Below are 12,269 nucleotides of genomic sequence, written 5' to 3' on the forward strand. Positions count from 1 at the left end.
ATGATCGCATAGGGCGAGAAGTTTATCCCGATAAACGAAGCAAAGCGAGTTAGTATCGGGAAGCCCCAGCGGGATCACAAATTCAAGTGAGAGATAGCATTTCCAATTGAATTAGTTTTGAAACGGGTACAACAAATTGATGCCAGAAAAGCCCATTGATAAAATGGGCTTTTGTTTTTTAAAAAAATGAACAATTTTTTAGGTTATTTGAATTCAAAAATCTTAATTGTCATTAAAAACAGGATTAAGACCCTCCTAGGACTATTCTTAATTTTTCTGAAATTCATTTACCCAAAATCTATGGCAATTGACAAATCGAAAAACCGGAAACTAAAAATCGCTTTGATTTTAACTTTTCTTATTCTATTGATTTTTGGAAAGAATTTATTAAAAAGAAAAAATTTCAATGAATTAGGTGATAGTTTTATTTCTTTCTATGAGGATAGGTTAGTAGTAGAAAGTTATATTTTTTCAATTTCTGAAAAGCTTTTCCGCATTAAATTATTGATTAATCATTGTGATTTTGAAAATGATTATTCCCATGTGATTGAAGATATTATTGCTTATGAAGAGGGAATTTTGAAATTGGTGGGTGATTTTGAAAGCACAAAATTAACCACCAAAGAGGAAGGGTTTTTAAATGATTTTAAGGGCATAATTGAAAATAACTTACGAATAGCGGATTATGCTCAACTTTATTCAGATGAAAAGGGAGTTAACATTGAAAATGTCAAAGAATACAACACCTATATTGAGCGTGCTATCTCCGATCTTGAAAAGTTATCACAGATCCAATTGGAAGAAGGTAAGATTTTGGCGATGAACTCTGACCAAGTTGTAAATAGATCAAAAATTTGGGCTCAATTTGAAATAGCAGCCTTGGTCATTTTATTGGTGATTATATATCTACTGATATATACTTCAAAGAAAATAAATGAAGAAATAGTATAAAGGGGTACCCCGTTATAATTTGTTTTATAACGGGGTACTTAACTAAAAAATCAGATTTTTCATGTATGCTGCATTTTGTTTAGCAGCCTCTAGTGGAGTTATACCTTCGAATCGTTCCTGCTCTACGATGAAATATTCCATTCCATTGTCCTTACCGGCTCTTAGAATTGCAGGGAAGTCCATGATGCCTTTTCCTATCTGAATAGAACCATTTGCCTCATCAAAAGGAAGGTCCGGGGACTTATCCTTAACATGCCCCAGGACAAAACGGTTTGGGTAACGTTTAATATATGCTATAGGATCCTCCCCAGCAGTATACACCCAATAAGTGTCCATTTCAAAGTCTACTAATTCAGGATCCGTATTTTCCATTAAATAATCTTGAGGCATTTGACCTTCTAATTTTTCAAATGTATATCCATGATTATGATAGGCAAACTTTACCCCATGTTTGTTGCAGACTTCTCCTTGTTTGTTGAACTCTTCGGCAAGGCGTTTAAAGTCATCCATTGATTTTTGTGGACCTACCCATGGGCAGATAAGATATTTCATGCCAATGTTTCCCGCTTTTTCGGCCTGTTCCTCCAAATTTTGGAAAGTATTGGCATGGGAGGCAATAAAATTAAGGCCTTGGTCGTCCATAAGTGCTTTAAATTCCCTATTTGACATTCCCCAAAAAATCCCCTTTCCTCCATCAAACCCTTCAATTTGTGTATATCCGTAAGATGCCATGGCTTTGATGGTTGCTACAGGATCTTCAGCCATATCTTCTTTTACAGAATATAATTGTATCCCGAAATCATCTAGAATTCCTTTTGATGCGCCTAATAGTGCTTCACTTGTAAGGTTTTCCGCTTTTTTTGGTTTACAGAATTGAAATGGGAAAATGGCGCTAGCTCCCAATAGCGCTGTGGTTTGGATAAATTTTCTTCTGTTATTTTTCATGCTGGATTTTAAATTAAAAGAGACTGTAATTTTTTACAGCCTCTCGAGTATCTAACAAATATTAAATGGCATATGCCCTATCTCCAGGTGTATAATCAATGCAACCATCATATCTTCCCGGAGCTTCAAAATACCTTAATTGTTGTGTTGCGCCAACTTCAGATGTGAAATAACCCAAGACAGTAAGATCTTGAAGCATACCTAAGAAGGCTACAACTTTTTTGGGGTCACTTTCTACAGAAAGTTTACCACCACTTTTTAATTCATTTAAGTAAGTTGTTCTTTCTTCCACAGAAGCTTCCATGAAATCTTTGCCTTTGGCAGCTTTATAGTCTTCTCGGACAAGGTTTATCCCTGCTACGAAATCATTTTGCTGTTCAGCATTGTAGGTATCTTTGACCATCATCACCATAAATTCTCCAATTCCTACTGCCTTCGCTCCAGGGGTATCAGTAGTTGGAATAATTGCCTCCCCAATTTCGTCAAGGAATGCAATATCCTTTGGTGAAAAATCTAGGCCTATAATCTGGTCTTCCGGTTTACAGCCTGTCAAGATGACATTAGCTCCAACCATTGCGCCGCCCATCATCAAGGCTACGCTTTTTATTGCATCTCTTCTATTCATTGCCATGATATGATTCTTATTAAATTTATAGATTGCCTTTTTTAAGTTCACTTACTGCAAAATCTGCTGCTCTTGCTGTGAGAGCCATGTAGGTAAGAGATGGATTTTGGGCTGCACCTGAGGTCATACAGGCCCCATCTGTCACAAACACATTCTTGGCATCCCATACTTGATTATTACCATTCAAAACAGAGGTCTTGGGATCTCTTCCCATTCTTGCAGTCCCCATTTCATGGATTCCCTGACCAAAGGTATATCCTGCATCAAAAGTATTGACATTTTTCAAACCTGCTGCTTCAAGCATTTCGGCAGCATCGTTCATCATGTCAATACGCATTTTTTTCTCATTTTCTTTGATTTCTGCATCCATTTCCAACACAGATAATCCCCACTTGTCTTTTACATCATTGCTGAGCTTTATTGTGTTCTCATGATAGGGTAGGATTTCTCCAAATGCAGTAATGCCCATAGACCAAGGTCCTGGTTCGCTTAAGGCATCTTTCAAAGGTGCACCAAAATTAATTTCTGCTACATTCCTGCTCCAACCGGATCTTGATGCGCTTCCCTGATAGCCGAATCCCCTCAAGTAATCCCTTTTGTCGTCACCCACATTTCTGAATCTTGGGATATAAACTCCATTAGGCCTTCTGCCAAAATAGTACTTATCCTCGTACCCTTCCGCTATCCCATTGGCTCCTAGGCGGAAATGGTGGTCCATCACATTATGTCCCAATTCACCTGAACTGCTTCCCAGACCTTCTGGCCAGATATCAGTAGCAGTTCTCATCAAGATCGCAGTTGAATTAAATGCAGAGGCGCATAGGAAAATTATTTTGGCATTGTATTCATATGTCTGATTGTTTTCAGCATCCAAAACCTCAACCCCTGTGGCCTTTTGAGTGTCCTTGTCATAAATCAATTTGGTTACGATGGACCAAGGGCGTAGTGTTAAATTACCCGTTTTCATTGCTGCTGGTAGTGTTGAGGACTGCGTGCTGAAATAACCTCCAAAAGGACAGCCCAGCCAACACTTGTTTCGAAATTGACACTGTACCCTTCCTTCTAGGGGCTGGGTCAAATTTGCTACTCTTCCCACGGTGACCAGTCTTTTCCCTCCCCATTTTTCTTTTACCCTTGTGGCGACATCTTTTTCAACACAATTTAGGGGCATAGGGGGTTGAAATTCTCCATCAGGTAAAATTTCATAACCGTCTTTATTTCCTGAGATGCCTGCAAACCTTTCTACATAACCATACCAAGGCTCTAAGTCCTTGTAGCGAATAGGCCAGTCAACTGCAATTCCTTCTTTAAGGTTTGCTTCAAAATCTATATTGTGAAGCCTGTAGCTTTGTCTTCCCCATAATAAAGAACGGCCGCCAACTTGATATCCTCTAAACCAAGTGAAAGGCTTTTTTTCAATGTAAGGGGATTCCGATTCCTGGGCCCACCAATCAAGATTTAGCTCATTCAGCACATAATCTCTTCTTAAGTTGGGATGGTTTTCTAACATTTGAGTAGTTCTCCTTCCCCTATGTGGGATTTCCCAAGGGGCCAAAGTTGCGGACTTGTAATCTTTAATGTGCTCCACATTTTGCCCTCGTTCCAACAAGAGGACTTTTAGTCCTTTTTCTGTCAATTCTTTCGCTGCCCAGCCTCCACTTATACCGGAACCCACAACGATCGCGTCATACGAGTTATCTGCCATAATCTAATTGGTATTTATTATTAATTTATATGTCACATATTTTTATCGCCTGCTCAAGGGAAGCCATTTTGTCACTGGCTTTGGGAATGAACTCCTGACAAATATATCCTTCAAAACCTGTGTCTAATATTGCCTTTATTACGGCAGGGTAATTGATTTCTTGTGTTTCGTCAATTTCATTCCTTCCAGGGTTGCCAGCGGTATGGTAATGTCCAAAATATTGGTGATTTTTCTGGATTGTTCTGATTAGGTCTCCTTCCATTATCTGCATATGGTAGATATCATAGAGTAGTTTTAGATTTTCAGAGTTTACCATTTTACATAATTCTACACCCCAATCACTTTTATCACACATGTAATCGGGATGATCTACTTTGCTGTTAAGCAATTCCATGATCACCGTTATACCATGTTTTTCAGCAATGCCCATTATCTTTTTTAATCCTTCTGCACAATTTTTCAGGCCAGTTTCATCATCCATACCATTTCTGTTCCCGCTAAAAGCAATGATGTTTTTGTACCCTGCATTTGCCATAAGTGGTATGACCTCAGCGTAGCCCTGAAGCAATTTCTCGTGGTATTTTGAATCATTAAACCCTTGCGCTATACCAAGATCAGCACCATTGCACATGGAACAGACTACATCGTGTTTTTGCAGTATATGCCAGTTATTAGGGCCTACAAGATCAATTGCATTGAAACCTATTTTTTTTATGCCTATACAAAGGTCTTCCAAACTCATGGGGTTAAATGGCCAATGGCAAACCGAATGGTTAACATTCCCTTTTAAAGGATCATACATTCCGTTTGCATTCAATTTTGTTAAAGGAAACCCCGCTAAAACTGAGCTTCCAAGAATCATTTTTTTTATAGAATTCCTTCGATTATTAAGGGTCATATGATATTAGGTTATTTAGGTTTTTTACTTACTGAATCGTTTTTAAAGAAAACAAGAAAGAAAATGATTACTAATATAGCAATACCTGCCGGAATCATCCAGATTGAATCCCAATTATGTGTTCCATCAGCTTGCAAATACAAATCAGTTACATGCCCTGCTATTCCAAAACCGATAAGCATACCCACTCCATAGGTTGCCAAAGTGATAAGCCCTTGTGCAGATGATTGGAATTTTTCTCCAGCCTTTGCGTCTGTGTAAATTTGTCCTGAAACAAAAAAGAAATCATAACAGATTCCATGAAGTGCAATACCAATTATTAAAAGGAATAAGCCTGACTCCGCATCTCCTATTGCAAATAATGCATACCTCAAGGCCCAAGCGATCATTCCAATTAGAAGGGTGTTTTTAAACCCAAATCTTTTAAAGAAAGCTGGCAATAAGAGTAAAAACAGTGCTTCAGAAACTTGCCCTATGGTCATTTTTCCTGTTGGATCAGAAACACCTATTTCGGCAAGAAATGGATTTGCGTTTTGATAGTAAAAAGCTAAAGGAATACAAATTAGGATAGAGGAAATAAAAAATACTGCATAATTTTTATCTTTTAGCAGAGCTATTGCATCCAACCCTAAAATATCCCTGATATTTATTTTATTCTGTTTACTGGCTTTAGGCGGTGTTTTAGGTAAAGTGAAACTAAATAAGCCCAGTATAGCTGAGGCAATTGCAGCCATAAGAAATGTGTTTTTTAACATACCGTCCCTTACATTTTCAGCAGTATCCCAAAGAAAAACATAACTTATCACCAAACCAGATATAATCCAACCGATAGTGCCCCATACCCTTATGGAAGGAAATTGTTTGCCAGGGTCAGCCATTTGTCTGAATGAAACAGAATTCACCAAGGCCAAGGTGGGCATATAAAGCACCATATAAATAAAAATGAATGGATAAAAAGCTCCAAAGGAATCAGATTGGAATGCCAAATAGAGAAAGAATGCACCTGCTAAATGAAGGAATCCCAGTATTTTTTCAGCGTTGAAATACCTATCAGCAATAAGGCCAATTATAAAAGGCGCAATGATTGCTCCGAAGGATTGTGTGGAAAATGCACTGCCAATTTGATTACCTGTAGATTGAAAATTAGCGCCTAAAAAAGTACCCATGGTTACATACCAAGAACCCCAGATAAAGAACTCTAGAAACATCATAAAGGATAACCTTATTCTAAGTAGGGTGGTCATAGCCGATGATTTATTGGGCAAGGTCCATTACTGCCGATACGTAAACTATAAATTTTATCTTTAAATTTCGGGTTTTTTAGCTTATTTTTATTTCTAAAGTATACAAAATAATAAAGCCAATATCCTTATGAATTTGTACCACTCATAACATCTTACTACTATTGGTAATTTATTTGAATATATTCTAAGGGGAGTAAATATCATAAATTATATTTCAGAAAATTTAGGAGAAATTATAAATCAAATACAATAAACTATAAACCTAAAACCTAATTCAAAAAAATGACAGCTCAGAAAAAACTCAAAATGGGGATGGTAGGTGGAGGTCCCGGAGCCTTTATCGGAGCCATTCACAGAAGCGCAGCACTTATGGATGGCCTAATTGAAATTACTGCCGGAGCTTTCAGCAGTAACCCTGATAAGTCCAAACAGGCTGGTGAAGAGTTGATGTTGGATCCATCCCGTGTGTATGCTTCCTATATTGAAATGATAGAGAAAGAACTTGCATTGCCGGAATCTGAGCGAATAGACATTATTAGTATTGTAACTCCAAATAACGTACATTTTGAGCCAACAAAAATGGCTTTGGAAAATGGTTTCCATGTAGTTTTGGATAAACCCATGACCCTTACCTATGATGAGGCAAAAGAATTGTATAAAATCATCAAAAATAGTGATAAGCTTTTTTGTTTAACACACACCTATACAGGATACCCAATGATCAAGCAGATGAAGCAGATGGTTGCCGAAGGAAGAATTGGGAAGGTCAAAAAGGTATATGTGGAGTATCCACAAGGCTGGTTGTACAAGCTTTTAGAACATGAAAACAACAAGCAAGCGGAATGGAGAACAGATCCTGCAAGAAATGGAAAAGCAGGATGCTTCGGGGATATTGGAACGCATGCGTTTAACTTAGCAGAATATGTAGCAGGGATAAAGGTTGCAAAGATTTGTGCGGATTTGGACATCAAAGTAAAGGGAAGGCCAATAGATGATGATGGCGCTGTCTTGATGCGATTTGAAAATAATGCTTCAGGTATCTTAACAGCTTCTCAAATAGATACTGGTTGTGAAAATAATCTGAAAATTAGAGTATACGGTGATAGAGGAGGCTTGGAGTGGCAACAAGAGGATAATAATTCTTTGATCGTTAGGTGGCCGGATAAGCCAGCAGAGATTTTTAGAGCGGGGACGGGTTATCTAGGTTCAATGGCTAATGAAAACACGAGGACGCCAGCAGGACATCCAGAAGGTTATATTGAGGCCTTTGCAAATATTTACAGAAATTTTGCTAGGTGTATTTATGCTTTGCGAAAAGGAGAACAACCCAAATCTGAATGGATGGACTTCCCAGGTGCAGAAGATGGCATAAGGGGCATGGCATTCATTGAAAATGTTCTGGTCAGTTCAGCATCAGAACATAAATGGACTCCATTTAAAGTAGAATATTGATAAAATTCTTCAAAAAAAATTATTAAAACCAAAATAATGAACCTATGAAAACCATTAAAGGACCGGCAATCTTTCTTGCACAATTTGCCGACGACGTAGCACCTTTCAATAACCTTAAAAATATTTGTGAGTGGATGTCCAATGTTGGATACAAGGGTGTCCAAATTCCGTCTTGGGATTCCAGGATGATAGATATTCAAAAGGCTGCGGAGAGCAAAACATATGCAGATGAAATTAAAGGAATTGTTAACGAAGCAGGTCTTGAAATTACAGAACTTTCCACCCATTTACAGGGGCAATTGGTGGCTGTGCATCCAGCCTATAATGAATTGTTCGATGCTTTTGCGCCTGCAAATTTGGCGGGAAACCTTAAGGGAAAAACGGAATGGGCTACCCAACAACTTAAATTTGCAGCCAAAGCATCAGCCAATTTGGGTCTTCATGCACATGCAACATTTTCCGGTGCCCTGATGTGGCATACCGTATATCCCTGGCCACAAAGACCAGCAGGTTTGGTCAACACAGGTTTTGAAGAACTGGCAAGGAGGTGGCTACCTATATTGGATACTTTTGATGAGTATGGTGTTGATGTTTGTTATGAATTACACCCTGGTGAGGATCTACATGATGGGATTACTTTTGAAATGTTTTTGGAAAAAGTAAACAATCATAAACGAGCCAATGTTTTGTATGATCCTAGCCACTTTGTTTTACAGTGTTTGGATTATTTGCAGTTCATTGACTTCTACCATGAAAGAATCAGGATGTTTCATGTCAAAGATGCTGAATTTAACCCAACTGGAAAACAGGGAGTATATGGAGGATATCAAAGCTGGGTAGATCGTGCAGGCAGGTTCAGATCTTTAGGAGATGGACAGGTGGATTTTAGTGGTATTTTCAGTAAACTTTCACAATATGATTTCTCAGGATGGGCAGTACTCGAATGGGAATGTGCAATCAAACATCCTGAAGAAGGAGCAATTGAGGGTGCTCAGTTCATAGCTGATCACATCATAAGGGTAACAGAGAAGGCATTTGATGACTTTGCTGCCGCTGGGGCGGACGAGGCATTCAACAAAAGAATATTAGGTATTTAATTTTACAATTAATTTTAAAAGAATCATGAGACTAATAAAAATTTTATCTGCGGGAGTGATTGCATTATCTACAATCACATATTCCTGTGGAGGTGGTGGATCGAATTCATCTGAATCCGCCAGTACAACAAGTCAATCTACATCTGCTCCTGCCAAGGTAAGCCTTGAAGACAAATACAAGGATGACCCTGTTTTTATTGCCGGCTCCGCAAAAGCAAAAGAAGCAGGCTGCACTGCCTGCCATATGATTGAGCGGAAAATTGTAGGGCCTTCCTATGCAGATGTTGCAGAAAAGTATGAAGCAACTGATGAAAATATAGCCATGTTGACTGCAAATGTCATCAATGGGAATGTAGGGAATTGGGGAGAAGTACCCATGCCAGCACATCCTCATCTGGCAAAAGATGATGTAGAAACGATTGTTAAATATGTACTGTTGCTGAAAAAATGAGAATGAGAACTATTTTATCAAATGTTTTCTTTGTTTTAGCTCTTCTTTTTTATTCATGTGGAGGAACCCAGGAAAAGATGGTAAATGAGAAGTTAATTGACGAAGCTGAAAATGAATGGATCAGTCTTTTTGACGGAAAAACCTTCCAAGGTTGGTCAAAATATGGGGGAGGTGAAGTTGGTGCTGCTTGGAAAATCCAAGATGGGGCAATTTACCTCGATGCGTTGAATAAAGAAGGTTGGCAGACAGGTGATGGAGGTGATATTATTACAAATGAAGAATTTGAAAATTTTCATTTTCAGGTAGAGTGGAAAATTGCAGAAAATGGAAATTCAGGAATCATATTTTTGGTTCATGAATCACCTGAATATGCTTATCCCTGGATGACAGGGCCTGAAATGCAGATTCTTGATAATGATGGGCATCCTGATGCAAAAATCCATACGCATAGGGCTGGAGATCTTTATGATTTAATTGCATCCAATGAAGAAACTGTAAAACCAGTTGGAGAATGGAATTTGGCGGAAATAATTATCGATGAAGGAAACCTCGAATTGCATCTCAATGGTGTTAGGGTAGTGAGTACCTCCTTGTGGACAGAGGAGTGGAATGAAATGATAGCCAATTCAAAATTTAAGGATATGCCCGGGTTTGGGAAATATCAAAAAGGGAAAATTGCCCTTCAGGATCATGGCGATGAAGTCTGGTTCAGGAATATTAGGATCAAAAAACTGTAAATAAAAAACCGGAAATTTCCGGTTTTTTATTTGGCAATAGGATACCTATTTCTAGCCCAATCCATGATCCCCGCTTCTAAATTGAAAACTTTTTCAAATCCATTTCTTTGTAAAATTAAAGCAGCTTGTTTACTTCTTGCACCAACTGTGCAGTAAACGTATATTTCTGAATCCTTTGGTAAAGCGCTGATTTTTTCTTCGAAATCCTTTTGATAAATATCGATTACAATTGCATTTGGAATGTGGCCTTGTTGGGCTTCAGCGAATGTCCTGACATCCAAAACAATCCCATTTCCTTTTTGTATTAACTCAAGAAATCTAGAGGAATTGACGTTTTGGAATTTATCCTTTTGGATTTTATTCGCCGTATTTTTGGTTGATTCAATATCAGTCGGATTGCATGCACCTAAAAATACCAGCAAAAGTAAGGCAAAGTAGTTTTTCATGAAGTTTGAGATAGTTGTTTAAATTGATGCATTCAATTTAGAAAATTGAAAATATTTGATATGTGTTCCTTATCACTAATGTTTGGAAAGCTAGGCATTAAAGAGAAAAATAGCGTAATTTCATCTTATAAAAAAATAGAGATTTAATTTAAAATGCTCATAAATGAAAATCAATAACTTTTATTCATGTTCCATAAAGTTAGCCGTGTTTTTCACTTTGTCACTCATGATTTTTGGCTGTCAAACAAACAAAAAGGAAGCCGGGCAAATAGTTTTAGAGGAAGTTGGGAGCATAAAGAAAAAAGTAAGCATAGAAGAAATAGAAGAAGGCATAAAAGCATATATTGAAGATGAGAAGTTGAAAAATAAAGGATACTTTTTGATAAATGATGAAGGGGAAGAATTGCGGTTAAAATTGGTCAGAGTACATACGGAGTATCTTTCCAATTTGGGGCATAACAGTCATTTTGCCTGTGTTGATTTGGCTGATGAGCGGGGAGACGTTTATGACGTGGATTTTTTTTTGGAAGGTGAACCTGGACAAATGCAGGTTACGGAAACTTCTCTCCATAAGCTTAATGGAAAACCTAGATATTCATGGAAGCAGCTTGTTGACAAAACATGGAGAAGAATTCCAGTGGGACAGGCGTCTAATGCACTTTTGGGAGTAAAAGAAGACAGGGATGTATTTGAATTTTACTATGAAGCAGTTTTACCAAAAATTAATTCTAAGGCTAAAATTTGGTTTCCCATTGCAAATTCTGATGATTTTCAGGAAATCACTGTCAAATCGGTTAAAGTACCTGGGAGGCAGACTATTGAGAAGGATGAGGAATTTGGAAACACCGTAATGGTATTGGAACTTGACCCTAGTCATAGTGGAGAAAGCATTCAGATAATTTATTCAGTGATCCGAATGGAAAAAACTCCTTATCCTGAGAAGGAAGAGGATATCAGTAGGTATCTAGAGCCAAATTTATTACTTCCTGTGGGTGGAAGGTTTAAGGAAATTGCAGAGGAAGCCATCAGAGGAAAAGAAAATGATGGAGCACTTGTTCACGCAAGGGCTCTATACGATTACATTATAGACAATATGCGGTACATGAAATTTGGTACTTATGGAACTGGAAGTGCTGATTTGGCATGTGACTCAAAGACGGGTAACTGCACTGAGTTTCATTCCTATTTTATCTCATTGTCCAGGTCAATCGGAATACCATCAAGGTTTGCCATTGGCGCTTCTATTCCTTCAGAAAGAAATGAGGGAGGCATAGATGGATATCATTGTTGGGCAGAATTTTATGCTGAAGGTAAATGGTGGCCAGTTGATATTAGTGAAGGCAATAAATATACCGCATTGGCTACTTATTATTTTGGAAGACATCCTGCAAATAGAATAGAACTGAGCAAAGGTAGGGATTTATCACTTCCAACTTTACCACAATCGGGTCCTATCAATTTTTTAGCATATCCAATTATGGAAGAAGATGGGGAGATTTTTTATCCCAAAACTACTTTCTCTTTCAATAGAATAAATAAATAAAGGCTTACCAAATATCGATTAGTAAGCCTTCATCTTCCAATATCCTTTGGGTTTAATCATTTGAGGAAGGATGTTCTCCCCCGCTACTAGGATGCTCATCACCATCACTTGGGTGCTCGTTTCCATTCGATGGATGTTCTTCTTCTGTTGGATGTTCCTCTGTTTGTTCAGTTTG

The 12,269-nt window shown here is 37.9% G+C and carries 12 protein-coding genes; 6 read left to right on the forward strand and 6 right to left on the reverse strand.

The window, feature by feature from the left end; all coding sequences use genetic code 11:
- The first annotated feature begins 300 nt into the window (after positions 1-300).
- The gene (locus QZT73_RS04285; protein WP_291786776.1) at positions 301-951 is read left to right on the forward strand and encodes an MCP four helix bundle domain-containing protein; all 651 of its coding nucleotides are present in this window, start codon (positions 301-303) and stop codon (positions 949-951) included.
- A 42-nt stretch (positions 952-993) separates the two neighbouring features.
- Here the strand turns inward: QZT73_RS04285 and QZT73_RS04290 are convergent, their stop codons facing one another.
- From QZT73_RS04290 to QZT73_RS04310, 5 genes are all read right to left on the reverse strand, one after another.
- On the reverse strand, positions 994-1,896 hold the full coding sequence (locus QZT73_RS04290) for a sugar phosphate isomerase/epimerase (protein ID WP_291786780.1): 903 nt from the start codon (positions 1,894-1,896) through the stop codon (positions 994-996).
- 61 nt (positions 1,897-1,957) lie between these two features.
- On the reverse strand, positions 1,958-2,527 hold the full coding sequence (locus tag QZT73_RS04295; protein WP_291777516.1) for a gluconate 2-dehydrogenase subunit 3 family protein: 570 nt from the start codon (positions 2,525-2,527) through the stop codon (positions 1,958-1,960).
- 19 nt (positions 2,528-2,546) lie between these two features.
- Entirely contained in the window at positions 2,547-4,226 is a 1,680-nt protein-coding gene (locus QZT73_RS04300; protein WP_291777513.1) for a GMC family oxidoreductase, read from the reverse strand.
- 25 nt (positions 4,227-4,251) lie between these two features.
- Positions 4,252-5,124, reverse strand: a complete 873-nt coding sequence (locus QZT73_RS04305; protein ID WP_291777510.1) for a TIM barrel protein — start codon at positions 5,122-5,124, stop codon at positions 4,252-4,254.
- Between the two features lie 11 nt (positions 5,125-5,135).
- Complete coding sequence (locus QZT73_RS04310; RefSeq protein ID WP_291777506.1) at positions 5,136-6,368, reverse strand: nucleoside permease; 1,233 nt, start codon at positions 6,366-6,368, stop codon at positions 5,136-5,138.
- Between the two features lie 282 nt (positions 6,369-6,650).
- Here QZT73_RS04310 and QZT73_RS04315 point away from each other — a divergent pair, with 282 nt between their 5' ends.
- From QZT73_RS04315 to QZT73_RS04330, 4 genes are read left to right on the forward strand one after another with little or no spacing between them, the layout of a single operon-like run.
- Positions 6,651-7,820, forward strand: a complete 1,170-nt coding sequence (locus tag QZT73_RS04315; RefSeq protein WP_291786783.1) for a Gfo/Idh/MocA family oxidoreductase — start codon at positions 6,651-6,653, stop codon at positions 7,818-7,820.
- 44 nt (positions 7,821-7,864) lie between these two features.
- Positions 7,865-8,917, forward strand: coding sequence for a sugar phosphate isomerase/epimerase (locus QZT73_RS04320; protein ID WP_291777500.1), 1,053 nt, complete (start codon positions 7,865-7,867; stop codon positions 8,915-8,917).
- Positions 8,918-8,942: 25 nt separating this feature from the next.
- A complete protein-coding gene (locus QZT73_RS04325) occupies positions 8,943-9,368 on the forward strand; it encodes a c-type cytochrome (protein ID WP_291777497.1) in 426 nt (141 codons plus the stop codon).
- The gene (locus QZT73_RS04330) at positions 9,365-10,105 is read left to right on the forward strand and encodes a DUF1080 domain-containing protein (RefSeq protein WP_291777495.1); all 741 of its coding nucleotides are present in this window, start codon (positions 9,365-9,367) and stop codon (positions 10,103-10,105) included. Before QZT73_RS04325 ends, QZT73_RS04330 begins: the two co-directional genes overlap by 4 nt.
- A gap of 26 nt (positions 10,106-10,131) precedes the next feature.
- Here the strand turns inward: QZT73_RS04330 and QZT73_RS04335 are convergent, their stop codons facing one another.
- Positions 10,132-10,551 (reverse strand): rhodanese-like domain-containing protein, encoded by a 420-nt coding sequence (locus tag QZT73_RS04335; RefSeq protein ID WP_291777492.1) that lies wholly within the window; start codon positions 10,549-10,551, stop codon positions 10,132-10,134.
- A gap of 163 nt (positions 10,552-10,714) precedes the next feature.
- Here QZT73_RS04335 and QZT73_RS04340 point away from each other — a divergent pair, with 163 nt between their 5' ends.
- The gene (locus QZT73_RS04340; RefSeq protein ID WP_291786785.1) at positions 10,715-12,094 is read left to right on the forward strand and encodes a transglutaminase-like domain-containing protein; all 1,380 of its coding nucleotides are present in this window, start codon (positions 10,715-10,717) and stop codon (positions 12,092-12,094) included.
- Positions 12,095-12,269 lie beyond the last annotated feature (175 nt).

Origin of the sequence: Cecembia sp. (genome assembly GCF_007126775.1) — a bacterium.
GTDB lineage: Bacteria > Bacteroidota > Bacteroidia > Cytophagales > Cyclobacteriaceae > Cecembia.

Coding starts and splice junctions, on each gene's coding strand:
- QZT73_RS04285 (WP_291786776.1), top strand. CDS start 301: ATGGCAATTGACAAATCGAAAAACCGGAAACTAAAAATCGCTTTGATT.
- QZT73_RS04290 (WP_291786780.1), bottom strand. CDS start 1,896: ATGAAAAATAACAGAAGAAAATTTATCCAAACCACAGCGCTATTGGGA.
- QZT73_RS04295 (WP_291777516.1), bottom strand. CDS start 2,527: ATGGCAATGAATAGAAGAGATGCAATAAAAAGCGTAGCCTTGATGATG.
- QZT73_RS04300 (WP_291777513.1), bottom strand. CDS start 4,226: ATGGCAGATAACTCGTATGACGCGATCGTTGTGGGTTCCGGTATAAGT.
- QZT73_RS04305 (WP_291777510.1), bottom strand. CDS start 5,124: ATGACCCTTAATAATCGAAGGAATTCTATAAAAAAAATGATTCTTGGA.
- QZT73_RS04310 (WP_291777506.1), bottom strand. CDS start 6,368: ATGACCACCCTACTTAGAATAAGGTTATCCTTTATGATGTTTCTAGAG.
- QZT73_RS04315 (WP_291786783.1), top strand. CDS start 6,651: ATGACAGCTCAGAAAAAACTCAAAATGGGGATGGTAGGTGGAGGTCCC.
- QZT73_RS04320 (WP_291777500.1), top strand. CDS start 7,865: ATGAAAACCATTAAAGGACCGGCAATCTTTCTTGCACAATTTGCCGAC.
- QZT73_RS04325 (WP_291777497.1), top strand. CDS start 8,943: ATGAGACTAATAAAAATTTTATCTGCGGGAGTGATTGCATTATCTACA.
- QZT73_RS04330 (WP_291777495.1), top strand. CDS start 9,365: ATGAGAATGAGAACTATTTTATCAAATGTTTTCTTTGTTTTAGCTCTT.
- QZT73_RS04335 (WP_291777492.1), bottom strand. CDS start 10,551: ATGAAAAACTACTTTGCCTTACTTTTGCTGGTATTTTTAGGTGCATGC.
- QZT73_RS04340 (WP_291786785.1), top strand. CDS start 10,715: ATGAAAATCAATAACTTTTATTCATGTTCCATAAAGTTAGCCGTGTTT.